The sequence below is a fragment of the Sorangium sp. So ce836 genome, assembly GCF_028553905.1.
Taxonomy (GTDB): Bacteria; Myxococcota_A; Polyangia; order Polyangiales; family Polyangiaceae; genus Sorangium; species Sorangium cellulosum_D.
This window is the reverse complement of the sequence record NZ_CP102233.1, coordinates 11,614,271-11,637,497: the sequence shown is the minus strand read 5'-3', so window position 1 is coordinate 11,637,497 and position 23,227 is coordinate 11,614,271. Positions and strand designations below refer to the sequence as shown.

The following is a 23,227-nucleotide window of genomic DNA, read 5'->3' as shown; positions in this document are numbered from 1 at the left end:
GCTAGCGCGCTTCGGGCGGCGGACGGGCCGCCTCGGGCGCCCCGAGCGCGATGGGGCTTACCCGCCTCACCTGGGGTCGGTCGCCAGGAGCGCGAAGACGGAGTGGTCGAGCCAGCGGCCGTCGCACCACTCGGCCTGCCGGGCGATGCCCTCGAAGCGAAAGCCGAGCCGACCGATGACCGCGAGGGAGGCGTGGTTGTCCGTGGCGGCCGCGACCCGCACCCGGTGCGCGCCCATGTGGCCGAACGCGAACGCGAGCGCGGCCTTCGCCGCCTCGGTCATCAGGCCGCGCCCGGTCGCTTCCTTGCGCAGCCAGTACCCGAGCTCGCAGGAGCGGTGCAGGTGCACGCACGACTCGAGCCCGACCACCCCGGCGAGCGTGCGGTGCGCGCGCTCGCGGATGACGAAGCGCAGCGCCCTGCCGTGATCCCAGTCGGCCGCGCACGCCTCGGCGAAGCGCACGCTCGCGGCCGGATCCGTGTGGAACTGCACCCACGGCAGCCAGCGCTGGAGCGTCGCGCGCGAGCCGCTGACCGCGAGCCAGAGCTCCGGTCCGTCCGACGGGTCGATCGGCACGAGGAGCAGCCGCTCGGTCTCGATGGGACGGGCGCGGACCTCGCTTCGAGGTGGGAGGATGAGCATGGGGTCACCGGCACTGGATGCGAGCGGCGTAGGGCTCGAGATGACCCGCCTCGTAGTCGAGCCAGGCGACATACCACTCTCCGGGCTTCGCGCCGGGGCTGATCGATGGCGCCGGCTGATCGCCGCTGACGCGAGCGAACTTCGTGGGCGCGCCGATGCCGTCGCGGTTGATCGATGCGGTCAGCATGCGGCCCTGCTCGAACCAGACGAGCTGGGCCTGACCGCTCGGCGCGATCGCGACCGACGGGCGCGCGCCGGTCTTCGAGAACCTCTTGCGCCAGAGCGGCTGCCCCTTGGCCGGATCGATGTACGCAGCCGACGCGCCCCCGATCGGCGCCTCGCCGTGCCAGACGACGAAGCAGCCGGCCGCGCCGCAGGCGAGCGAGGGGCTGTCGCTGCGGGCCCGGTCGCTGTTCACGAGCGACAGCTCGCCGAGCGCGCGATCGGCCCGCTTGCCGGGCGCGGCCGGCGGGAGCCCCTTGTCGGCGTTCGCGAGCGGCAGGCGCATGTACTGGATGACCCGCATCGGATCGCGATCGAAGCGGAAGGCGAGGTGCATCACGTCGCTCGTCACCGCGATCGAGGGCAAGCGGACGCGCGGCTTCGACGGGCCCGTCGGCGTCACGTCCGTGAGCCGGATGATCTCGCCGACCGGATCGAGGTTCGGCGAGAGGCGGCGCATGAAGAGGTCCTCGGAGGAGGCGTTGTCCCCGTCGTCCGACCACGCGATCACGAAGCCCTCGGAGGCGCGCGCGAGCGAGGGCCAGGAGTTCCCCCCGCGAGGGAAGCGGGCGACCATCATCGCGGGGCCGTCGATCCGGCCGCTGGCGTCGAGCCAGCGCACGTACACGCCGGCCTCCGGCCCCTTGCCGTCCCAGTACGTGAGCACCAGCCGATCGCCGGCGGTGGTCAGCTCGGGGCGCCCGATGGCGCGGCCCTCGGGCGTCACGTCGAGCGCGGGGGACGACGGGCGCATCGCGCTGTCGAGCGCCGCCGTGTACGCGTGCTCGGTGCCCTCGTGCGAGTCCGTCCAGGTGATCACCGCGCCGCGCGGCCCGAGCGCGATCGAGGGCCGGCTGGCGCCGATGGCGCGGCCGCCCTCGCGCACGAGATCGTGCGTGCGCGGCCGGGCGAGCCCGGTGAGCTGGCAGGGCGCCTTGCCGCTCGCGTCCTTCAGGGCGACCTGCACGTGCTCGATCAACGTCCGAGGCACGGGGTGGTTGCCCTTCTCCTGAGCGTCCCTCAGCAACCGGAGCGAGGCCTTGAGATCGCCGGCGGCGATCGACTCCTGCGCCTGCGCGACGAGCGGCGGCCACTGCAGGCCCGGCGGCTCGGGCTGGGCGTCGGCGCGCGCCGGCACGGCGGCGGCCGCCGACGCGGAGGACGAAGGCGCGCTGACGACCGGCGGCGGCGCGGCGCTCGACGAGACGGGCGGCAGCGCCGTCGGCTTGAGGAACTGGCGGTAGCCCGCGTACGCGGCGCCCGCGGCGAGCACGAGCACGCCGAAGACGACGAGCGCGCGACCGGCGCCGCCGCGCCTCGGCGGCGAGCGCTGCGCGAGCGGATCGGACACCGAGGCCTCGCCCGAGCCCCCGGAGAACGTGATCTGCTGCCCCGCGCCCTGGCTCACGCGCCCGGCCGGCGTGCCGCCCGGTGAGCTCGAGAAGTCCAGCCCGGCGAACGGATCCATCCCGCGCTCCGCCGGGCCCGAGGGGACGGTGCGCCGCGCTTCGTTGGGGGTCACACGGACGACCCCCGGCGGATCGAACGTCACGTCGGCCGGCGGGTCGCCGCCGGTCGGCAGGAGCCCCGCCTGCGACGGCTCCGCGCCGCGCGGGGGCGTCGGCTGCGCGACGCCGAGCGCGATCGAGAGCTCGTCGGCGAACTCCTTCGCGGTCTGGAAGCGGCGATCGATCGAGCGGTCGAGCGCCTTCTCGAACCACGCGGTGAAGCTCGGCGGCAGATCCGGGCGGAGCGCCGAGGGCTGCGGCAGCGGCGCGTTCGCGATCTGCGCGAACGTCATCGCGACGCCCTGCTCGGTCTGCCAGACGGTGCGGCCGGTGAGGCACTCGTAGGTGATGCAGCCGAGCGCCCAGAGGTCGGCGCGATGATCGACCGCTCCCTGTCCGCGCACCTGCTCCGGGCTCATGTACGCCGGCGTTCCGAAGACCGCGCCCTCGCGGGTGAGGCGCGCCTGCGCGTCGCCGCCGTCGACGGGCGCGTAGAACTTCGCGAGCCCGAAATCGAGGATCTTCGCGCAGAGCCGGCCCTCCTCGTCCTTCGTGAGGAAGATGTTCTCCGGCTTGAGGTCGCGGTGGACGATCGAGGCGGCGTGCGCCTTGGTGAGCCCTCGACACACCTGGGAGACCACCGTGACGGTGGTCTCGGGGTCGAGGTACCTGACCACGGTCATGCGCTCGTAGAGCGACTCGCCTTCCAGGAGCTCGAGCACGAGGAAGGGCCGCCCGTCGTCGAGCTTGCCGGAGTCGTAGACGTCGCAGATGAACGGGCTGCGGATCGACGCGGCGGCCCGGGCCTCGCGGAGGAAGCGCTCGACCACAACGGCGGAGGTCGTCAGCTCCTGTGCGAGCACCTTGATCGCGACGCGCTTGCCGATGTCGATGTGCTCGGCCTCGTACACGGCAGCCATGCCGCCGCGCCCGATCTCGCGTGTGATGCGGTATTTTCCGGCGAGGACCGTGCCTACCGGGATCTTCGCTTTGTTCGGCAAAGCCATCAGGCAGGGCTGTCCCGCGACTGGATTCGCCAGCGGAGACTATTCGAGCCGCGTCGCAAGAACAAGGCGAGCGCGGGGGGACCCGTCCGGGAGGGGGGAGCCACCCCTCGGGGGCGCCGTGGAGGCGGGCTCTGCCATCCCCGGATGGAGCCGGGGGGGTGGGTCCGTGCCGGCCCGGGCAAGGAGGAGGGGGCGGACCCCCCACCCCGGGCACCTCGGCGAGGGGAGCGGGCGCGCTCCCGCTCCGGGGCCCTCCTCGGGCTCCTCGGGGCCGGTCCCGGGAGCGCTGAAAAAAGTAAGCGGGCTTTGATTTCCGGAGGCCGGAACCACTTTTCTCACGCACGCGCAGTGCGCGAAACATTCCGGAAACATGAGCTTGAGTACACCAGCCTGGACCTCGGGTTGCTGCGCCAGCGCCCGGGGTGAAGGATCGCCGATCCAGCTCTGCTGGATGGGCCCCTGAGTCGTTGACAAGCGTCGGGGCAATGCTCGGCAGGCCGGGCGGACCCCGTCACGGATCGGAGGCCGGGCGGCGCCCGGCACATCGACGGGAGGCCGCCGGCGGAGGCGTCCCCCCTTTACCGGCTCTGCTCCGGCGGGGCTTTTCGGGTGAGCGTCCGGGATTTTACCCCGGCGGGCGCCCGGTCACCACAGGCGTGCGCAATGAAAAAGGTCGAGGCGATCATCAAGCCGTTCAAGCTCGACGAGGTCAAGGACGCCCTCGCCGAGGTCGGGATTCAGGGCATGACGGTGACCGAGGTAAAGGGCTTCGGTCGGACCGGCGGCAAGAAGGAGGTCTATCGAGGGTCGGCGTATGTCGTCGACTTCGTCCCGAAGGTGAAGGTCGACATCGTCGTGCCGGACAGCCTGGTCGGCGACGTGATCGACGCCATCGAGAAGAGCGCCAAGACGGGTCGGATCGGCGACGGCAAGATCTTCGTCGTCCCCGTCGAGGAGGCCGTGCGGATCCGCACGGGGGAGCGCGGCGAGGACGCCATCTAGGCGAGCCGCGGGCAGAGCGTCACAGGGCATTCGCGGCGGGTCGCAGGCTCGACAACCCAGGCAGCTAGCAGCCAGCAGGAGCCCGCGCGCCGTAGAATCACATCCAGCGAGAGCAGCGAGTCAGCGAGGAAAGAGAAGATCATGAAGGCCAAAGATGTCGTCGCGTTTGCGAAGGAAAACGACGTAAAATTTGTCGATCTCAAGTTCATCGATCTGCCCGGCATCTGGCAGCACACGACCGTCCCGGCGTCCCGTCTGAACGAGGACATCTTCGAGGAGGGGATCGGCTTCGACGGCTCCTCGGTGCGCGGGTGGCAGCCGATCAACGCGAGCGACATGCTGATGACGCCCGATCCGTCGACGGCGAAGCTCGACCCCTTCCACGCCCAGAAGACGCTCAGCCTGATCTGCAAGATCAGCGACCCCGTCACCGGCCAGCCCTACGGCCGCGACCCCCGTTACATCGCCCAGAAGGCGGAGAACCACCTCCGCCAGAGCGGCATCGCTGACACGACCTACTTCGGGCCCGAGGCCGAGTTCTTCATCTTCGACTCGATCCGCTACGAGAGCTCGCCGCGCGGCGCCTTCTACGAGATCGACAGCGACGAGGCGGTCTGGAACACCGGCAAGGCCGGCCCGAACCTCGGCCACAAGATCCGGTCGAAGGAGGGCTACTTCCCCGTTCCGCCGACCGACACGCTCGCGGATCTGCGCGCCGACATGATGACCACGCTGATCGAGACCGGCATCGCGGTCGAGGTCGGCCACCACGAGGTGGCGTCGGCCGGGCAGTGCGAGATCGGCATCAAGTTCTCGACGCTGACCGCGATGGCCGACAACCTCATGTGGTTCAAGTACGTCATCAAGAACGTCGGCCGCAAGCACGGCAAGTCGGTGACGTTCATGCCGAAGCCGCTCTTCGGCGACAACGGCAGCGGCATGCACTGCCACCAGTCGCTCTGGAAGGAGGGCAAGCCGCTCTTCGCCGGCGACGGCTACGCCGGGCTGTCCGACACGGGCCTCTGGTACATCGGCGGCATCCTGAAGCACGCGAAGTCGATCGCCGCGCTCACCAACCCGACGACGAACAGCTACCGCCGGCTCGTCCCGGGCTACGAGGCGCCCGTGAACCTCGCGTACTCGAGCCGCAACCGCTCGGCCTCGATCCGCATCCCGCTGCCGCCCGGCAACAGCCCGAAGGGCCGCCGCATCGAGGTCCGCTTCCCGGACGCGAGCTGCAATCCGTACCTCGCCTTCGCGGCGATGATGATGGCCGGCCTCGACGGCATCCAGAACCGGATCGACCCGGGCGACCCGCTCGACAAGGACATCTACGCGCTCTCGCCCGAGGAGCTCAAGGAAGTGCCGCACATGCCGGGCTCGCTCGACGAGGCGCTCAGCGCCCTCGAGCGCGACCACGAGTTCCTCCTCCGCGGCGACGTCTTCACCCGCGACATCATCAAGACCTGGATCGACTACAAGCGCGAGCGCGAGGTCGACGCGATCCGGCTCCGCCCGGTCCCGCACGAGTTCTTCCTCTACTACGACGTCTGATCGCCCCCGCGCGAGGGGCAGCGCAGGGTCCGGCGCACGGGAGACCGCGCTGTGACCCTCGCTGCCCGCGCTCTTCATCGCTCGCCGCCCCGTTCGTCGAGCGCCGGTGACGCCGAGGAGAGGCGCCGCGGCGCCTCGAAGTACTTTTCCGTCCATCGCTGCGGCCCCTCGGGGCGCGAAGCCGGCCGCCGTCTCCGCGCCTCGCGAACTTTTGCTTCCTGCTGGACCGAGCGGCCCGCGGTACCGCTCGCCCATGCGCCGGGTTATCCTCCGACCCGTCTCTGTTGTAGGTCGGGGGTAAGGCATCCCCTCCCGGAGCTTCCCCGGAGACACCTCGGCGCAGCAGTGAACCCCGGCGATCTCATCCAGTCTCGCTACCGGCTCGTGAAGCTCCTGGGCCGAGGCGCCAGCGGGTCGGTGTGGGCCGCGAAGAACGAGCTCATCGATCGTGACGTGGCGCTCAAGGTGATGCGCCCCGAGGTGGCCGAGGACGCCGTCGCGCTCCAGCGCTTCTTCAACGAGGCGAAGGCGAGCGGGCGCGTGCGGAGCCCCAGCATCGTCGAGATCCTCGACCTCGGTCAGGCCGAGGACGGCTCGCCGTTCCTCGTGTTCGAGCTGCTCGTCGGCGAGGGGCTCGACGAGTGGCTGCGCCGCGAGCACACGATCGAGCCGGAGACGCTCGTCGAGATCTTCATCGGCCTCGCGCGGGCGCTCGACATGGCGCACCAGCAGGGGATCATCCACCGCGATCTCAAGCCCGCGAACATCTACGTGCACAGGAACCACCTGGGCGAGCTCGTGGGGAAGATCCTCGACTTCGGGATCAGCAAGGTGCTGGAGAGAGAGCACAACTTCGCGCTGACCCACACGGGCTGCGTCGTCGGCTCGCCGGCCTACATGTCGCCGGAGCAGGCCGCGGGGCGCGAGGACCTCGACGGCCGCGCCGACATCTGGTCGCTGGGCGTCGTCATGTACGAGGCGCTGACCGGGACGCTCCCGCACCAGGCGCCGAATTACAACGCGCTCATGGTCCGCATCCTGAGCAAGGACTGCGATCCGATCGCCTCGCGCAGGCCTGGGCTCCCGCCGCGCCTCTGCCGCATCGTCGACGCCTGCCTCCGGCGCGAGCGCGACGATCGGAGCGCCTCGGCGGGCGTGCTCGCGAAGGAGCTCGAGGCCGTGCTCCGCGAGCTGCGCGCCGCGCGCTTCCGGGGGCAGCGGGGGCGGCGCGCCTCGGACGTCGTGCTGGGCGACACCCTCGCGCCGGAGAGCGCCGCGATGCGCGGCGGCGGCGCGGTCGGGACGCTGGGGCGGCTCGTGCAGCACGGCAGGCGGCTGCCGCCGGCCATGCTCGTCGCGGCGGGGCTCGCCGTCGTGTTCTGGGCGATGGTGCTCGTGCTCCTCGGCAGGTACTGGACCCGCTGAGCGGCGCCACTCGGCCGCGGTCCCCTGCCACCGCGAGTGGCGCTCCCGCGCCGACCAGCGGCGGGCTGCGCGCGGGCCGGCCGCGCGCTGCGCGCGGCGTTTCGTAGAACGAAGGGTCGCGCGCGCTCGGCGTCAGATGCGCGGCGCGCTGGTGCTCGCGGCGGGCGGGTGCGCGCGGCGGTCGCCCGGCGCGCCGTGCGCGTCGCAGCGATGCGCGTGCGCGTGCGCGTCGGTCGCGTGCGGCTCCGCCGGCCCGGGCGCAGGCGCGTCGCCGTCGCCGAGCATGCTGGCGAACCACGCGCGAGGCCCGAGCCGCGCGAAGCTCGAGAGCAGGAGCGCGCCGAGCGCCGCCGCGCACATCCACGCGATCGGGGCGTGCTCGCGGGCGGCGAGGCCGTGGAGCTCAGGGACCGCGGCGGCGGGGACGAGCGCGTTCGCGACGAGGCCGATTGCGACGGCGAGGACGACGCTGGAGACCGCGAAGGCGGCGGCGGCGCGCGCGCCGAGCGACCGCTTCAGCGCGGCGAGCGCCGCGGCGCTGGTCGAGGGCCCCGCCACGAGGAGCGCGACCGCCGCGCCGACCGAGAGCCCCTTGTGGACCATCACGGCGGCGAGCGGCGCCGCGCCCTGCGCGCACACGTAGACGGGCGTCGCGACGAGGGCGCTCACCACGACGCCGGCCGGCGCGCCGAGCGCGCGCGCGGCGGCCGGATCGAGCGTCGCCTCGAGGACGGCGGCGAGCACGAGGCCGACGAGGTACCACGCGGCCACGCGGTCGAGCGCCGGACCGGCGGCCTCGGCGGCGGCGGCGCGGAGCCGCGCGCCCAGCGACGCGGCAGCGCCCGCGACGCCGGCCGGCGCGCTGTTGCGCGGCGCCGCGCCGGGAGCCCCGGACGCCCTGGCGACGAGGAGCGCGAGCAGCACGGCGAGGAGGGCGCTGCCCGCGACGCGCGCCGCTGTGAGCGGCAGGCCGAGCAGCCGCAGCGACAGCAGCGCGCCGCCCACGTCGAGCGCGGGCGCGAACGCGGCGAGGGAGACCATCGCGGCGACCGGAGCGCCGCCGCGCGGCCGTCCGGTCGCGCGACGCGGGAGGAACGCGCGCAGGAGCCCCGCCGCGGCGAGCCCTGCGAGCATCGCGGGCGCCGTCGCGACGAACAGCGAGCCCAGCGACTCGGCGATCGACAGCTCGGACCCGTGGGCGTGCCCGAAGACGCTCTCCTCGCCGGGGAGCGCGAGCGCGGCGCAGAGCCCCGAGACGAAGGCGACGGCGCTCGCGGCGCGCGCCGTCTGGCTCCGGGGCGGCGCCTCGTGCGTGTGGACGACGAGCCGCAGGAGGACGCCGAGGCCGAGCGCGATGAACACCTCGAGCGACGCGTGCGGGAGGCTGTCCATGAGGCGCTGCCCGAGGAGGGCGCCGAGGAGCGTGAGCACCCCGAGCAGACCGAGGCGCAGGGCGAGCTGCCGCCACCCCCAGGCGGGCAGGAAGCGCGCCGCGAGCGACAGCCCCTCGGGGAGCCGATGCACGAGCACGGCGCTCGCGATGAGCAGCCCGTCTGCGCCGCCGTCGACCGCGGCCGCGGCCAGCGCGAGCCCGGCGCCGTCGAGCAACCCGTGGACGGCGAGCGCCGAGAACGCGATCTCCCGGCCCAGGACCTCGCCGGTGTCGCGCCGCCGGTGCTCCGTGAGCGAGAGCGCGACGTACCCGAGCGCCGTCCAGAGGACCGCCTGCGGCCCGATCTCCTCGACCGCGTGCGGGAGGTGGCGCGCGAGGACCAGGGTGGGGACGAGCCCGAGCGTCAGCCCGTCGAGCGCCGACATCGGCAGCGCCCTTCGCCGGCCGAGCGCCACGAGGAGCGGCCCCGTGGCGAGGCCGACGATCGACAGGGCGACGGCGAGCGCGAGCATGGGCGCGGGGGCTATGCCCGAGCCACGGACCCCAATCAACATCAAATTGATGTTGCAATCGAGATGCAATGATCCGTCGCATCCCCGCAGGCGGCGCGTTTCGCGCGCCTCGGGCTCGCCACGCAGCTCCGGCAGGCCTGAGCTCAGGGCTGCCGCGCGGCGCCGCAGGCTCCGGCTCGGACGGGCGCGCGGCTCAGCCCGGCGCGCGGCTCAGGGCTGCCGCGCGACCCCGCGCGCACGGCTCAGGGCTGCACGCACCGGTCGCAGCGGCCCTTGATCTGGATCTGGAGACCCTTGCGGCGCAGCGCACGGGGCGCGCCGCGCGCCGCCTTGATCTCGATGCTCTCGTCGGGGAGGCAGAGTACATCTCCGCACGTATCGCACATGAAGTGCGGGTGCTCGTCCTTCGCGTGCTCACCGCTGCCCTCCCGCAGCTCGAACCGCCACAGGTGGTCGCCCATGTCGGTGCGGCGCACGAGCCCCGCATTCGTGAGATCGATCAGGTTCCGGTAGATGGTGGCGCGATCCCACCCCTTGGGGGCGAGCTCGGCCGCGAGCTCGGCGTGGCTGACGGGCGTGCGCGAGCGGCCCAGGCTCTGCAGCACGGCGATGCGCGGCGAGGTGGCTCGTAGGCCGGTCGCCCGGATCTGCTCGCGGAGCTGCTCCGCGGACTGACCTGCTTTTGTACGCGCCATGCGAGACATCTACCGTCGCCAGGACAGTACTGCAATCGGGATGCACGGAGCTCGCCGGACGCGCGCCCCCGGCAGCCGCGGGGGCGAGCGAGATCGCCCGATCGCCGCGCGGCTCGTCCGCCGCGCCCGCGCTGGGCGAGGCCGCCGCCGAAGGACCACCAGGCCCGGCGAGCGCGCCCTCTCCCGCCGCGGCCGCGGGCTCCCGCCGCGGCCGCGGGCGCGCGCGCGCCGCGCAGCCCGGAGCGAGCCGGCGCAGCGAGCGCGGCCGTGGGCCCGAGGTCGAGAAGATGGCAGATGGCGAGTTGGACAACCTCGTGGGGTCTCGATTCGAGCGTGGCTCAAACTGCACAGGCCAGGCGGATGAGCCGCGGCGCGGTGTCCTCAGAAGGCTTTTCGAAACCTGGGTGAGCTCCCCGAGCCTGCTGCTGAATACGCAGAGGACATGGAACGGGCGGAACCGCCATCGTCCCGGTCGTTGCGTCTGGTCTCGACTCGAGGGCCGCTCCTGGAAAGCGCCGATCTCGCCGCGTGCTCCATAATGGAGCGATCGCTCCATGTTGGAGCAGCCGAGGTGTCGCTCCGCGCGTGTCGTTGCGCCGCGTCATCGGGGCGCGCGCTCGAGGGACCCGCTGGCGTTCGTCGAGATGACGCAAGATGACCAAGACGTGGAATCTCACCATGTCGTCGTGCGTGAAATCAGCCCTTTTGGAATTGAACTGATTGTCATCGCGGATATATATTCCTGCTTCCTTTGCGGGGCCTGAACCAAGGAGAATGTCCATGCGAGCTCGGACGTGTGCGGAAGTACTTGCCTTAGTCTTGATCGCTGGCTTGAGCGCCGCCGCGTGCAACGGCGAACCCTCGGCCCCGGCGGAGCAGGAAGCGCCGGCCGTCGTCGACGCCGAGCCCGAGCAGGTGGAGGCCGCGCCGGCTCCCCTCCGGCGCAGCTGCGCGACCGTCGAGCTGAGCGAGGCTGAGAGGGATGCGGTCGACCAGTTCGTCCGCAGCCGGGTGGCGGCCGGATTCACTGCGGATGCGCCCGTCGAGATCCCCGTGCACTTCCACGTCATCAACAAGGGAACGGGTATACGGAACGGCGACGTGCCCGATTCCATGATCAACGACCAGATCGCGGTGCTCAACGACGCTTACGCGACCACGCGCTTCAGCTTCGTTCTGGCCTCGGTCGACCGGACCACGAACGCGACCTGGTACACCATGTCGCTCGGCTCCGCGGCCGAACGGCAGGCCAAGACGGCGCTCCGCAAGGGGGGGCCCGACCACCTCAACCTCTACACCGCCAACCTGGGCGGCGGTCTACTCGGCTGGGCGACGTTCCCCAAGGACTACGCGGCGAAGCCGAGCGACGACGGCGTCGTCATCCTGTACTCCTCGTTGCCGGGCGGCAGCGCGGCGCCGTACAACCTGGGAGATACCGGGACGCATGAGGTCGGTCACTGGCTCGGCCTCTACCACACCTTCCAGGGCGGCTGCAGCGCCAAGGGCGGTGACGGGATCGACGACACCGAACCTGAGCGCAGCGCCGCGTATGGCTGCCCGATGAGCCGCGACACCTGCAGGGGCGGCGGGCTCGACCCGATCACGAACTTCATGGATTACACCGACGATGCGTGCATGGACTCGTTCACCGCGGGCCAGACTGCTCGCATGTCGGCGCTCTGGGACGCGTATCGTTGAACAGGAGATGATGTGGGAGCGCAGCCGGCGAGCGGCGGAGGGCTCCGCCGCTCGCCGGCTGGCGAGGCGCGATCGTCAGAGGACGATCACGCCGACTTGATCTGCGTCCGGCCCTCGAAGCGCTGGCTCTCGGGGAGGATGCGGGGCGCGGGCTTGGGCTGCGCCGCGCTCGCGCCGTCGTCGCCCTGCGCGAGGCGCTGCTGGCGGCGGGTGCCGGCCTGGACACCGAAGTAGACGCCGAGGAACGTCACGAGACCCCAGCCGAGCAGGCCGGCGGCGATGAGGCCGGTCTGGCGCGAGGCGTCGCTCCCGAGCTGGCTCATCTCCTCCATCGGCGCCGACAGCTTGCTCACCTCCTGCATCGGCTCGCGCAGCGTCGCGACCTGCTCCATCGGCTGCCTCAGCCCGGCGACGTCGCGCATCGGAGCGTTCAGGGCGGCGACGTCGCGCATCGGAGCGTTCAGGGCGGCGACGTCCTCGAGCGGGGCGCGGATGCCCGCGAGGCTCTCGTTCATCGCCGCGATCGTCGCCTTCATCTCGCTCAGCCGGTCCATCGACTGCTCGAGGCTCGCGGTCGCCCGCAGGCTCTGCTGCATCGCGTCCATCGACCCCTTGAGCTCGGCCAGCCGCTCCATCGCCTCCTGCATCTCGGCGACCTTCTCCATCGGCTGGCGCAGCTCGGCCAGCCGATCGAGGCTCTGCTGCGAGTCCCGCAGCGTCCGATTCGAATCCTCGATCGTCGACCGCGTGCGCCTCATCTCCTCGGTGGTCGCCTGGATGGAGCGCGTGTTCGTGTCGACCATCGTCGCCATGCCGCAGCCCGTCGACGCGAGAACGAGCAGCGTCACCGGCGCAATCTGACGGATTCCCTTCCAATGCATATCCGATCGTTGATGCCGCGAAGGCGTCGCGTCAACGTGCATTTGACGCGGTGCGCTGAAATATGACATAGCCGTGTCCGGGTGGTGAGGCGCTGTGCGATGGTGCGCAGGGCGTTACACGGGTTTCGCAGCGGCGCGGCCCGTCCTCGCACGGTGCTGTGAACTGTCGGTGTCGGTTCGGCGGACGTTGGCGCGCCGAGCGCCGGAAGTTGGATGAGGGAGATGAGGGAGAGGTCGAGCGCCCGGACAGCGGCGCTCGCGGCGCCGCGAGCGCCGCTGTCCGGGGCTTCAACGCGGGCGAGGGGCGTCTCATGCCGGCGCGGCGAGCGTCAGGGAGGGCCCGGCGGCGGCCGCGGGGCGGGGGCGCTCACGGCGCCGGGCGGCGAGGGCGGGGCGCGCCGGCGCGCAGGACGAGCGCGGCCAGGACCGCGAGCGCGGCCGCGGCGAGCCAGGCAGGCCGGCCGAAGGCCCGCGCCCCCGCCGCGAGGGCGCCGTCGACCCACGTGACGTCGAGCAGGGAGCCGCGCAGGCCCGCGCCCGCGAGCGCGGTGAAGCTCGCGTGGGCGGCGATCGGCGCGAACGCGCCGCGGCTGCGCAGGAAGAGCGCCGCGGCGAGCGCGCCGAGCGCCGCGGCGAGGGCGAAGCTCGACGCGGTCGCGCCCGGCGCGAGCCCGAGGGCGGCGCCGTGCGCGAGGGCGGAGAAGGCGATCGCGTAGCGGCTCGAGATGCCGGCGCGCGCCGCGGTGGCGAACGGAATGCCGGTGAGCAGGAGCTCGTCGCGGACGGCGAGGGCGACCGCGCGCGCCACGGCGAAGCCGAAGCTCGCCGAGGGCGCGCCAGCGTCGACGGTCGCCCAGCCGAGGAGCGCGGAGACGCCGAGCGTCAGCAGCACGGCGAGGGCGCCCAGCGCCGCGCCGAGCCCGACGCGGCGGGCGAGGCGCGCGCGGCGGCCCGGGCCCTCCGGCTCCAGCGGGTCGATCCACTGCACGCCCGCCCGCGACGCGACAAGGTCCGCGACGACGGCGCCGGCGAGCGCCGCGGCGAGCGGGCTGGACGACAGGAGCGCGGAGACGATCTGCAAGGCGGCGGCGAGGCCGACGAGCCACGCCGCGCCGAGCGCGAGCTCGACCAGGCGGCGCCGCGGCTGGGCGCGGCCGGGCCGGGGGCGGCCTTCTTCCGCGGCGTTCAGTGGAGCGTGTGCCACTGGCCGTTGTGCTCCACCTTCGGGACGTCCGTGTCGCCGTCCCCGTCGCTGCGATGCCGGGCGCCCAGGGTGGCCACGAGCTGGGCCGTGGACGGGCGCGAGGACCGGTGGCGCAGCTCCTCCGCCTCGCGCGCCGCGCGGAGCCGCCGGCGCGGCGCCGGCGGCGGCAGCGACCTGCGGGCGCGGAGCCGCTGCACGGCCAGCTTGCCCGCCACGACCAGCGCGACCAGCAGCAGCGAGCCGGCCAGCACCGGGACGAAGCCGTAGCGGCGCGCGACGTCGGCGCGCCACGCGAGCTCGAGCTCGCGGCCGGTGGAGGCGTACGCGGCCTCGAGCGCGGCCTCGAGCGGGATCCCGGCGCGCACATCCTCGAGGGCGCGCGTGAAGCGCTGCCGGCGCTCGACCTCGACGAGGTAGCGGACGACGTCGGCCGCCTGCGCGTGAGCCAGGGAGCCGGCCGTGTCCTCGGCGTCCGAGAGGCTCGCCTCGAGCTCGTCGAGCGGGAGGAGGCGCCCCCGGAGCGCGGCGATGGAGAGCCGCTGCGCGCGGCGGGCGACGCCGTCGCCGGCGGCGTGGGCGGCGAACCCCTCGTGGAACCAGCGCGGGATCGGGGCGCCGCCCGTCGCCTCGTCGAGGGCCAGGTGCGCGAGCGCGTGGCGGAAGGCGCTCTCGAGATCGGGCGCGTCGACGCCGAGCCGCGGGGCGTCGCTCAGGACGGCGAGCCGCAGCGCGCCGAAGGAGACGGCGGTCGCCGGGCCCGCGACGCCGCCGGGGACGAGCCGGCCGAGCTCGGCCGGGGAGGCGGCGATCCGGACCTTCACCGGGGCGACGAGCGCCTCGCGGCCGAGCAGGGCGCCGAGCTCGGCGCGGACGGCGTCGGCTCGGGAGAACAAGGGGCGGACGCGATCGCGGGTCGACGGGTGGTAGGCGAGCTCGATCCAGCCGAGATCCTGGGTGAGGTACTCCGGCGGGGACGGCGGGACGGAGGGAGCGGCAGCGCCGCTCTCCACCGCGGCGGGCGCGTCGTAGACGCGGGGCGCGGCGCTGGCGGCGCGCGAGGGCGCGGCGGCGAGCGCGAGGCACAGGAGCGCGGTGAGTCGCAGCCCCAACGCCGCCGAGCTGCGCCGGCCGGAGCGCGTCATGGAGCGATCCGACCCCGGAGGTGCACGGTGTCGCCGTCGCCGTCGCTCGTCTGGGCGAGCACGAGCACCACGATGCCGGTCGCGACCACGCCCGCGAGCGGACCCCAGAACCAGGGCGAGCTCCACATCGAGCGCTGCGCCGGCGCGCCCTGGTCGCCCGCCGGCGCCTTCGACGCCGTCAGGTCGACGCCCGCGCGAGGGCCCACGGGGCCGCGCTGCGGCGCTGCGTGGGCGGACGCGGGCGGCGCTGCGGCGCGATCGGTCGCGCCTGCCGCGCGGGCGTCGCCGGCGAGCAGCGCGCGGACGGCCGCGCCCGCGCCGGGCCAGTCGAACGTCGCAGCGGCGGGGGCGGCCGCGCCGTCTGCGGTCGTCGCGGCGGGGGCGGCCGCGCCGCCCGCAGCGCGCTGGACCGTCGCGCCGAGCTCGAGCGGCGCGTAGCTCGCGCCCGCGACCCGGAGCACGCGGGCCACGGGGTGGCCGTGCGCCGTGGTCACCGCCACGACGAGCGCCGCGCCCGCGCCCGCGCCGAGCGACGCGAGCAGGCTGCGCGCGACCGGCTCGGACTCGGCGCGACCGGCGGAGCGGCGCACCTCGGCGAGCTCCTTCACGGCGGCCGGCGCGTCGGGCCGCGGCGGATCGCCGGTGAGCACCTGCGCGGCCGCCTCGTCGATGGGCGGGCGCAGCGCGGGGTCGCGGTAGAGCGCGCGCGCGAGCGCTCGAGCGGCCTCGGCGCTCGCATCGTCCACTGCCACGACGACGGCGCCGCGCAGGGCCGACCGGGGCGCCGCGGCGCTCGGCGCGGCGCCCGATGGGGCCTCCGCCGCCGCGGCGCCGCCGTCGCGCGGCGCGTGCGGCGCGGCGGCGCCGCCGCCAGGCGGATCGTCGGCCAGCGCCGGCGCGGCCGCCAGGCCGAGCGCCATCGCGACGAGGCCCGGGGCAGCCGGCGGACAGCGGGACATGCGTTTACCGTACGGAGGCCGCGGGCGAGCGTCAAACGGCGCGCGGCGCGGCGTCACGTCACAGCCAGCCGTGCTCGCGGTACCAGGCGACCGCCCTGCGCGTCCCCTCGGCCCATCCCACCTGCGGCTCCCAGCCGAGCTCGCGGCGGGCGTCGCCCGAGTCGCAGACCCAGTGCGACGCGGCGAGCTCGTTCAGCTTGTCGCGCGTCAGCATCACGGGCTTGCCGGTGAGGCGGCCGATCCCCTCGCTCGCGAGCGCCGCGCCCCGCATGAGCGGGAACGGCACGCCGAAGCGGACGAGCGCCCGCGCGCCGAGCGCCGCCTCGACGTGCGCCAGCATGTCGCGCCACACGTACACGCTGCCGTCGTCGATGAAGTAGGCCCGGCCGCTCGGCACGTCGGCCTCGAGCGCGCGGATGCACGCGGCGGCAGCGTCCGAGGCGTAGATGACGCTGAGCGTGTTCGTGCCGTCGCCGAGCATCGGGAGGAAGCGGCGCGCGACGCTCTGGAAGAACGCGAACGACTCCTGATCGCGCGGGCCGTAGATCATCGGGGGGCGCAGGACGACGACGGGTAGCGCGTCCTTCTCCGCGAGGACCAGCCGCTCGGCCTCGAGCTTCGAGCGCCCATAGCGCGTCACTGGGGACGGGCGCGCGTCGGCGAGGACGGGGCGCCCGTCGAGGCTCGGGCCGATGGCGGCGAGGCTCGAGACGAACACGAACCGCTTCATGGACGGCGCGGCCTTCGCGGCGTCGAGCATGTTCCGCGTGCCGCCGACGTTGACCCGGAAGAACTCCGCCTCGTCGCGCGCCTTGACCAGCCCGGCCGAGTGCACGATCGCGTCGACGCCCGGCGCGCCCATGACCGCGCGGCGGACGCTCTCCGCGTCCTCGATGGCGCCGTACGCGAGCTCGACGCCGCGCAGCGACGACAGGAATTTCGTGCTCGACGAGCGCCGCACGAGGGCCACCACGCTGTGCCCCTTCTGCACGAGCTGCTCGGCGACGTGCGAGCCGAGGAACCCGCTCGCGCCCGTGACCAGCACCCTCATCGATCCGCTCCTCCCGCGCCCCTGTCGATCAGAGCGCCCGCTCGTAGACCCGGTACTTCTTGTAGAGCCGGCCGCCCATCAGCCGGATGCCCGCGTTGATGGCGGCGTTGTCCTCCAGCGTCCACCCGAGCTCCCCGCCCGTCATGCCGAGCAGTTGCGCCGCGCGGTTCATCTCGACGTAGAGGAAGGCGCTGAGCCCGGCGTAGCGCCGCACGTGGCGCCACTTCTTGCGGATGCCGAGCACGACGAGGCGCCCTCTCTTGGGGCCGCGCACGCGCAGCCGCCACAGCAGCTTGAAGATCCCGGTCGGGAGGAGCTTGCCGTGGAAGTCCTTGATCAGGTCGTTGAGGTCGGGCAGCCCGAGCGACACGGCGGCCGGCTCGCCGTCGATGAACGTGAGCCTCGTGAGCTCGGGCAGCAGGATGAGCCGCACGTCGTCCGCCCACTTGACGAGCTCCTTCTCGGTCATCGGGACGAAGCCCCAGTTGTCGCTCCAGGCGTCGTTGAAGACGTCCATGAGGATGCGGATGTCGCGGAGCAGGTTCTTCGGATCGCCGCAGCGCGTGTGCACCTCGGGCATCTCCAGGATCTCGGCGTGGGCCTTCTGCGCCCGGGCGGGGATGTCGCCGACCTCGTAGCGCCACGCGTAGAGGTCCTTCACCTTCTCGAGCCCCGCGGCCTCGATGAGCCGGCCCTGGTGCGGCCGGTGGTAGGGCATCATCAGCACCGCCGGGTGCTCGAAGCCCTCGATGAGGCAGCCGATCTCCTCGTTGATCGAGAGCGAGTAGGGCCCCCGCATGCGCTTCATCCCGCGCGCGCGCAGCCAGCCCGCGGCCTCGGCGAGCAGCGCCTGCGCCGTCTCGGCGTCGTCGATGGAATCGAAGAAGCCGAACATGCCCGTCTCGTCGCGGTGGACCCGGAGGTGCTCGTGGTCGACCTGCGCGGTGATCCGCCCCGCCGGCCGTCCGTCCTTGTACGCCACCCAGGCCGTGCCCTCGGCGTGCTCGAAGAACGGGTTCTTCTTCTTGTCGAGCCGATCGGAGATGTCCAAGTCGAGCGGCCGGATATAGTTGGGCTCACCCTCGTAGACCGTGTCGACCACGTTGATGAAGTCCTTGAGGACCTTCTTGTCGCCCTTCCGAAGCTCGCGGATCTCGATGGCCATACGGCGCAAGCCCGTACCTTCCGGGGCGCGGCGCCGCAAGGGGATCGCGCGGGCGCGGGCCGGCGCTGATCGCAGCGCGCGGCGCGCGCGGAGCCGGTAAGCTCTCGCGGAGGGCGGCTGTCCGGCCTCCCCGGCAACTCAGGTGGACGCACCATGATGACCCCGAAGGAGTTCCAGAGGCAGTTCAAGCGGCTGCTGATGAGCCGCGTTGAAGGCATGGATTGGGAGGACAAGCTCGCCCGGGTCCGCCAGTACCTGCGGCAGCTCGAGGCGCGCCAGAGCCCGGAGGAAGAGTCGGCCGAGCTCTCGCCGTCGCTGGAGCTCATCCCGTTCGAGCCGGGCAAGCGGCCGGTCGACGAGGCGCTCTACCCGGGGCACGGGTGCAGCGAGCGCGTCGGCTGCATCAACACCTCGGGCGACCCGTCGGAGCTCGGCGACGAGGTGTGGCTGCTCTACCGGCTGCGCGACCTCTACGCGTTCGTCGCGCCCTTCGAGCGATCGTTCGAGGTGACCCTGTCGGCGTGGTTCCTCCCGGCGAGCCCCGGCGAAGGCGAGCCGTGCCCGGTGCCCGGCATCTTCGACCTGCCGCTCAGCCCGCAGATGGTCTCGACGTCGTCCTACCCGGTCCCGATGCTCGAGCCCGCGCCGTGGAACTCGTTCCACCAGACGGTCTACGTCGCCACCATCGCCCCGGCGCGGCAGCTCGTGCCGCACCCCCCGGGCGAGGACACCGGCGGCGGCTATCACTGGATCGACCTGCCCGAGTCGTTCCGGCGGCGCATCACCGACGGCGCCGATCCGTTCACCTTCGCGAGCCTGTTCCGGCAGCAGCTCCGGGTCGAGATCAAGCTCAGCGAGGCGGGCAGGACGGTCTCCTCCGAGTCGACGGACATCGAGATCTTCGACACCGGCCGCTTCGGCTCGCTCTACGCGCGCCTGCTCGACCGGCTCGTCAAGGCGGACACCGAGCTCCAGCAGCAGGCGCTCGGGATCGACGAGCTCCACGTCGGCTACCACCCGTGGTTCCCCGTGCTCACCATCGGCATGGACAAGGCCCTCCTGTACCTCCGGGCCATCCATCAGGACCTCGAGCAGCACCGGCGCAACCTCCCGGACCCCCGGTGGCTCCTCCGGGTGGGGCTCTACCTCGAGCTGCTCACGTGCCTCGGCATCTTCGAGGCGGTGAAGGATCAGTACCCGGACATGCTCTCTCCGGGGGAGCGCGAGGCCTTCGAGCGCGGCGAGGCGTTCGCGCCCATCCGCGCCGCGGTCGACGTCGGGGCGTGGAAGCAGGTCTGGGAGCTGCGGCACATCGCGCCGCGCGCCGCCGGCTTCTTCGCGGCGGGTCCGGTGAGCCTGACGAACCTGATGCGCAAGCAGAAGGCCACGCTCGCCTTCCTGCACGCCCACCACGCCGACCTGCAGAAGGCGATCGAGCTCGCCGGCCCCAACCTGTGGAACGCGCAGGAGACGTGGCACCGGGTGTTCCGCGACGCGGAGCGGGCGGTGCTCAAGAACAGCGTGCTCGCGTTCCCGGAGCTCGCGCACCTCGACCCGCGGTGGCGCGACTTCGCGCTCTGGCACCAGCGCGGCGACGTGCGGCTGTTCGGGCTCAGCCTCATGCCCGAGGCGCTGACCGCGCTCTTCGGCGATCAGGACGGCATCTTCCCCGCCGCGTGCCGGCAGTACCGCAGGTCGATGAACGACGTGGCCCGCTGGGCCGCCGAGCGGCACCTCATGGACTACACGGGCGACGAGTGCATCCCGCGGAACGCGAGCCTGCTCGAGGCGTACATGGAGAAGAACCCGTCGCTGCTCGCCGCGCTGCAGCGGCGCGACGGCTACGGGGCCGCAGCGTCGATCGAGCTCGACGAGCCGAGCAAGGCGCCGCGGGAGGCGAGCGCCGAGGACATCATGACGCTGCTCCGGAGGACGCCGGTCTTCAAGCCGCTGCTCGATCGCGAGCTCCGCAAGCTCGCCACGAAGGTGCGCCGGGTCGAGTACGGCCCGCTCGACCGGATCGTGCTGCAGGGGCAGCGGGACTCGTCGATGTTCGTGGTCGCGTCCGGCGCGGTCGAGGTCCTGGTGCGGCACCCGGACGGGCAGGACTCGACGGTGGCGGCGCTCGAGAAGGGCGCCGTCTTCGGGGAGTTCGCGCTGCTCACGGGCGAGGAGCGCACCGCGACGGTGCGCGCCGTCGACGAGGTGGTGCTCTACCAGATCACGAAGGAGGCGCTGCAGCCGATCATCGAGGCGCGCCCGCAGCTCGTGATCGAGCTCAGCCTGCTCATGGCCTCGCGCCAGGCCCACCTTCGCGACGCGGCCGAGCGCTACAACGAGGCCGAGGAGAAGGTGCGGAGCCTCGCCGGGCGCATCCGGCGGTTCGTCCTCGGCTGAGCGCGGGGGCGCTCAGCCCTTCAGGAGCCACGCGAGGGCGTCGGCCTCCGCGGTGAAGAACGAGTACTCGGGCAGCCCCATGGCGGCCGACAGGCGGGAGATCTGCATCTTCGAGAGCGCGCTGTTCACGAGGTTCGCCGCCTTGCGCATGCCGTGCTCGACCGCGTACGCCATGGTCTGCTCGACATAGGGGCTCACGTCGGGCTTCTGCGGCGGGAAGTCCGCGATGTCGGCGAGCACGTACCAGGGCTTCCCGAGCTTGAGCAGCGTCGCGGCCTTCTGGCGGAAGTCGTCGAGGTACGCCTTGCCCTCCTCGACGTCCCAGAACCCCCACACCTTCACGTGGAGGACCCCCGTCGTCGTGTCGGCCCGGACGTGGAACCGCCGCTGCCCGGCGCGCTCGCGCCGCGACGTGGGATCGGACTTCCTCGACGGCTCGCCGGTGGAGGAGCTCGTCCGGCCCGGCGCCTCCGACGGCCGGGACCGGGGCTCCGGGGCCCTCGACGCGGGCGGCGGCGAGGGGGGCGAGAGCGGGGTGCGGCGCGACGGCGGCGTCTTGGACAGCTCGGGCACGGTGACGGTCGGCACGTCGGCGAAGCCCGCCGACTTGCCGGGCCGCGAGGGCTGCGTCGGGTCGGTGGGGCTCGGGTTCACGCTCGGGCTCGGGCGCGGCGACGGCGGATCGGGCAGGAGCACGACGCGCGACGCCCGCGGGAGCGGCACCTCGAGCGCGGCGGCGAGCGCGCCCACCGCGGTGGACGCGCGGTCGAAGCGGTCCTCGGGCTTGAGCGCCGTGGCCTTGAAGAACCAGCCGTCGAACGCGCTCGGCAGCGTGATGGCGCGCCGGCGCGCCGCGCGAACGCTGGGCGACTCCATCGCCCCGCGCAGCAGCTCGGCCGCGAGCAGGTACGGCGACGGGATCGCCTCGGCCTCCTGGGACCAGTACGACTCGCCGACGAGGAGCGCGTACGCGACGTGCCCGAGCGCGTACATGTCGGCGCGCGGGCCGACGTTGCGCTCGGCCCGGATCTGCTCGGGCGCCATGTACACGGGCGTGCCGAGCATCTGCCGGGTCAGCGTGGAGGCGTGGTGCTGCTCGATGACCTTGGCGATCCCGAAGTCGAGGATCTTCACGCACGGCGAGCCGTCGTCGCGGACCGTGACGAACAGGTTGTCCGGCTTGAGGTCGCGGTGGACGATGTTCGCCGCGTGCGTCTTGTCGAGCGCGAGCGCGGCCTGGAACAGGTAGATCGCGACGTCCTCGGGGGGGAGGGAGCCGCGCTTCTTGAGGAGGCTGCCGAGCTCCTCGCCGCGGAGCAGCTCCATGACGATGAACGGCGTGCCTGTCTCGTCGTCGACCCCGGCGTCCGAGGTCCGGACGATGTGGTCGCTCTCGATGATGCCGGTGATGCGGGCCTCGAGGGCGAAGCGGGCGCGCAGCTCCTCGCTGTCGAGGAGGCTGGGCAGCATCACCTTGAGCGCGCGGCGCGCCGCGGTGACGTCGTCCATCACCTCGTAGACGGCGCCCATGCCGCCCGCCTTGATGACGCGCAGCACCTGATAGCGATCGCGAAACCGCGTATTCGGCTGCAGCAGACCGGGCGAGGAGCTCATCCTGCGGCCCTCGATTGAGACATGGTCCGGAACACGCTACCAGCGCGGCTTCCTGCGTCGCAAGGCGCACGGGTAGGGAACGTGCTCACCGCGGGATCGCGCCGCCGTCCGTCTCGGCCTCGGCCCGAGCGGCGCGGTCGAGGAGCGGCTCCAGCGCGCTCCAGAGGGCGCGGACGTCCTGGAAGCGCTCCTCCGGGACGACGGCGAGCGCCCGGGCCACCCAGGCGTCCACCTCGGGCGGCAGATCCGGCCGGAAGGCGTGCAGGCTCGGGCGTGGGCCGCGCGCGGCCGCGAGCAGGATGTCGACCCGGCTCGCCCCGGCGAACGGGACGCGGCCCGCGAGCGCGCGGAAGAGCACCGCGCCGAGCGAGTAGATGTCGATCCGGTGGTCGATCTCCTGGGGCCGGCCCTTCCAGACCTCGGGCGCGATGTAGCTGGGCGAGCCCGGGATCGCCCCCTCGCGGGTGAGGGGGTCGGCCTGCATCACCTTGACAAGCCCGAAATCAAGCAAACGCACGCATCCCCGGGTCGCTGCCCCACGATCGGCCGGCGCGCCGTCGCCCGCAGCACGGGTCGGGTCGCCGGCCGGGGGGCCGTCGTGAATCGCGTGTCCTGGATTACTTTCATGGCGAGGCGAGGGTGAAGAGGGCGGGCCGCTTGCGTCGCTGTCGAGGACGAAGATGTTCGCGGGCTTCAGGTCGCGGTGGACGATGCCGCGGGCGTGCGCGGCGTCGAGCGTGTCGATGATCGGACGGAAGAGCTCGCGGAGCCGGGCGAGGGGGAGCCGCTGCTTCTGCGCCTCGAGCCGGCGCAGCGTCGTCTCGAGGTCGCTGCCCTTCAGGAACTCCATCACGATGTAGAGCGTGCCGTCGGGGGCCTCGCTGAAGGCGAAGACCTGCGTCGCGCTGGTGTCGGAGAGCGTGCCCATGGCGCTGGCCTCGCGCCGCATGCGGGCTTTCAGGGCGGGATCGCTGGAGAACTCGGGCTTCAGGTACTTGACCGCCACGTGCGTGCCGGTCTCTTGGTCCAGGGCGCGGTAGACGACGCCATGGCCTCCCTGGCCGACCACCTCGAGCAGCCTGTATCGGCCGTCGATCACGTCATCGATGTCGTGGTCCATCGGCAAGTCCTCGCTGTTCCGAGCGCGCTGCGCCAG

General features: G+C 72.9%; 17 protein-coding genes. 5 read left to right on the top strand and 12 right to left on the bottom strand.

The window, feature by feature from the left end:
- Positions 1-66: 66 nt before the first annotated feature.
- Complete coding sequence (locus NQZ70_RS42395) at positions 67-642, bottom strand: GNAT family N-acetyltransferase (protein WP_129579305.1); 576 nt, start codon at positions 640-642, stop codon at positions 67-69.
- Positions 643-646: 4 nt separating this feature from the next.
- A complete protein-coding gene (locus tag NQZ70_RS42390; RefSeq protein ID WP_129579304.1) occupies positions 647-3,379 on the bottom strand; it encodes a serine/threonine-protein kinase in 2,733 nt (910 codons plus the stop codon).
- A 663-nt stretch (positions 3,380-4,042) separates the two neighbouring features.
- Between NQZ70_RS42390 and NQZ70_RS42385 the strand changes: the two genes are divergently transcribed.
- From NQZ70_RS42385 to NQZ70_RS42375, 3 genes are all read left to right on the top strand, one after another.
- Positions 4,043-4,381 carry a P-II family nitrogen regulator gene (locus NQZ70_RS42385; RefSeq protein ID WP_129579303.1) on the top strand — a complete coding sequence of 113 codons (339 nt, stop codon included), beginning with the start codon at positions 4,043-4,045 and terminating at the stop codon, positions 4,379-4,381.
- 141 nt (positions 4,382-4,522) lie between these two features.
- A complete protein-coding gene (gene glnA / locus NQZ70_RS42380) occupies positions 4,523-5,935 on the top strand; it encodes a type I glutamate--ammonia ligase (RefSeq protein WP_129579302.1) in 1,413 nt (470 codons plus the stop codon).
- Positions 5,936-6,280: 345 nt separating this feature from the next.
- Entirely contained in the window at positions 6,281-7,360 is a 1,080-nt protein-coding gene (locus tag NQZ70_RS42375) for a serine/threonine-protein kinase (protein ID WP_165374442.1), read from the top strand.
- A 132-nt stretch (positions 7,361-7,492) separates the two neighbouring features.
- On the opposite strand, the gene NQZ70_RS42370 is transcribed toward NQZ70_RS42375, so the two are convergent.
- Positions 7,493-9,265: a permease gene (locus tag NQZ70_RS42370; RefSeq protein ID WP_129579300.1), complete on the bottom strand. Its 1,773-nt coding sequence runs from the start codon at positions 9,263-9,265 to the stop codon at positions 7,493-7,495.
- Positions 9,266-9,507: 242 nt separating this feature from the next.
- Positions 9,508-9,960, bottom strand: a complete 453-nt coding sequence (locus tag NQZ70_RS42365; RefSeq protein WP_020740272.1) for a Fur family transcriptional regulator — start codon at positions 9,958-9,960, stop codon at positions 9,508-9,510.
- Positions 9,961-10,740: 780 nt separating this feature from the next.
- Between NQZ70_RS42365 and NQZ70_RS42360 the strand changes: the two genes are divergently transcribed.
- Positions 10,741-11,658, top strand: coding sequence for a zinc metalloprotease (locus NQZ70_RS42360; protein WP_165374441.1), 918 nt, complete (start codon positions 10,741-10,743; stop codon positions 11,656-11,658).
- A gap of 86 nt (positions 11,659-11,744) precedes the next feature.
- On the opposite strand, the gene NQZ70_RS42355 is transcribed toward NQZ70_RS42360, so the two are convergent.
- From NQZ70_RS42355 to NQZ70_RS42330, 6 genes are all read right to left on the bottom strand, one after another.
- A complete protein-coding gene (locus NQZ70_RS42355) occupies positions 11,745-12,506 on the bottom strand; it encodes a hypothetical protein (protein WP_237244555.1) in 762 nt (253 codons plus the stop codon).
- 400 nt (positions 12,507-12,906) lie between these two features.
- Entirely contained in the window at positions 12,907-13,743 is an 837-nt protein-coding gene (locus tag NQZ70_RS42350) for a type II CAAX prenyl endopeptidase Rce1 family protein (protein WP_129579298.1), read from the bottom strand.
- On the bottom strand, positions 13,725-14,885 hold the full coding sequence (locus NQZ70_RS42345; RefSeq protein WP_165374440.1) for a peptidase MA family metallohydrolase: 1,161 nt from the start codon (positions 14,883-14,885) through the stop codon (positions 13,725-13,727). The genes NQZ70_RS42350 and NQZ70_RS42345 overlap by 19 nt, the downstream gene beginning before the upstream one ends.
- Positions 14,882-15,844 (bottom strand): hypothetical protein, encoded by a 963-nt coding sequence (locus NQZ70_RS42340; RefSeq protein ID WP_237244554.1) that lies wholly within the window; start codon positions 15,842-15,844, stop codon positions 14,882-14,884. Before NQZ70_RS42340 ends, NQZ70_RS42345 begins: the two co-directional genes overlap by 4 nt.
- Positions 15,845-15,902: 58 nt before the next feature.
- On the bottom strand, positions 15,903-16,895 hold the full coding sequence (locus tag NQZ70_RS42335) for an NAD(P)-dependent oxidoreductase (protein ID WP_129579297.1): 993 nt from the start codon (positions 16,893-16,895) through the stop codon (positions 15,903-15,905).
- 28 nt (positions 16,896-16,923) lie between these two features.
- A complete protein-coding gene (locus tag NQZ70_RS42330; protein WP_129579296.1) occupies positions 16,924-18,060 on the bottom strand; it encodes a hypothetical protein in 1,137 nt (378 codons plus the stop codon).
- A 153-nt stretch (positions 18,061-18,213) separates the two neighbouring features.
- Between NQZ70_RS42330 and NQZ70_RS42325 the strand changes: the two genes are divergently transcribed.
- Positions 18,214-20,457 carry a cyclic nucleotide-binding domain-containing protein gene (locus NQZ70_RS42325; RefSeq protein WP_129579295.1) on the top strand — a complete coding sequence of 748 codons (2,244 nt, stop codon included), beginning with the start codon at positions 18,214-18,216 and terminating at the stop codon, positions 20,455-20,457.
- Positions 20,458-20,469: 12 nt separating this feature from the next.
- Here the strand turns inward: NQZ70_RS42325 and NQZ70_RS42320 are convergent, their stop codons facing one another.
- Positions 20,470-22,071 carry a serine/threonine-protein kinase gene (locus tag NQZ70_RS42320; protein ID WP_129579294.1) on the bottom strand — a complete coding sequence of 534 codons (1,602 nt, stop codon included), beginning with the start codon at positions 22,069-22,071 and terminating at the stop codon, positions 20,470-20,472.
- Positions 22,072-22,156: 85 nt separating this feature from the next.
- Entirely contained in the window at positions 22,157-23,191 is a 1,035-nt protein-coding gene (locus tag NQZ70_RS42315; RefSeq protein ID WP_237244553.1) for a serine/threonine-protein kinase, read from the bottom strand.
- Positions 23,192-23,227: the final 36 nt, after the last annotated feature.

Excerpts from the sequence above, each read along its gene's own strand:
- NQZ70_RS42395 (WP_129579305.1), bottom strand. The coding sequence starts at position 642 with ATGCTCATCCTCCCACCTCGAAGCGAGGTCCGCGCCCGTCCCATCGAG.
- NQZ70_RS42390 (WP_129579304.1), bottom strand. The coding sequence starts at position 3,379 with ATGGCTTTGCCGAACAAAGCGAAGATCCCGGTAGGCACGGTCCTCGCC.
- NQZ70_RS42385 (WP_129579303.1), top strand. The coding sequence starts at position 4,043 with ATGAAAAAGGTCGAGGCGATCATCAAGCCGTTCAAGCTCGACGAGGTC.
- glnA (WP_129579302.1), top strand. The coding sequence starts at position 4,523 with ATGAAGGCCAAAGATGTCGTCGCGTTTGCGAAGGAAAACGACGTAAAA.
- NQZ70_RS42370 (WP_129579300.1), bottom strand. The coding sequence starts at position 9,265 with ATGCTCGCGCTCGCCGTCGCCCTGTCGATCGTCGGCCTCGCCACGGGG.
- NQZ70_RS42365 (WP_020740272.1), bottom strand. The coding sequence starts at position 9,960 with ATGGCGCGTACAAAAGCAGGTCAGTCCGCGGAGCAGCTCCGCGAGCAG.
- NQZ70_RS42360 (WP_165374441.1), top strand. The coding sequence starts at position 10,741 with ATGCGAGCTCGGACGTGTGCGGAAGTACTTGCCTTAGTCTTGATCGCT.
- NQZ70_RS42345 (WP_165374440.1), bottom strand. The coding sequence starts at position 14,885 with ATGACGCGCTCCGGCCGGCGCAGCTCGGCGGCGTTGGGGCTGCGACTC.
- NQZ70_RS42340 (WP_237244554.1), bottom strand. The coding sequence starts at position 15,844 with ATGTCCCGCTGTCCGCCGGCTGCCCCGGGCCTCGTCGCGATGGCGCTC.
- NQZ70_RS42335 (WP_129579297.1), bottom strand. The coding sequence starts at position 16,895 with ATGAGGGTGCTGGTCACGGGCGCGAGCGGGTTCCTCGGCTCGCACGTC.
- NQZ70_RS42330 (WP_129579296.1), bottom strand. The coding sequence starts at position 18,060 with ATGGCCATCGAGATCCGCGAGCTTCGGAAGGGCGACAAGAAGGTCCTC.
- NQZ70_RS42325 (WP_129579295.1), top strand. The coding sequence starts at position 18,214 with ATGATGACCCCGAAGGAGTTCCAGAGGCAGTTCAAGCGGCTGCTGATG.
- NQZ70_RS42320 (WP_129579294.1), bottom strand. The coding sequence starts at position 22,071 with ATGAGCTCCTCGCCCGGTCTGCTGCAGCCGAATACGCGGTTTCGCGAT.
- NQZ70_RS42315 (WP_237244553.1), bottom strand. The coding sequence starts at position 23,191 with ATGGACCACGACATCGATGACGTGATCGACGGCCGATACAGGCTGCTC.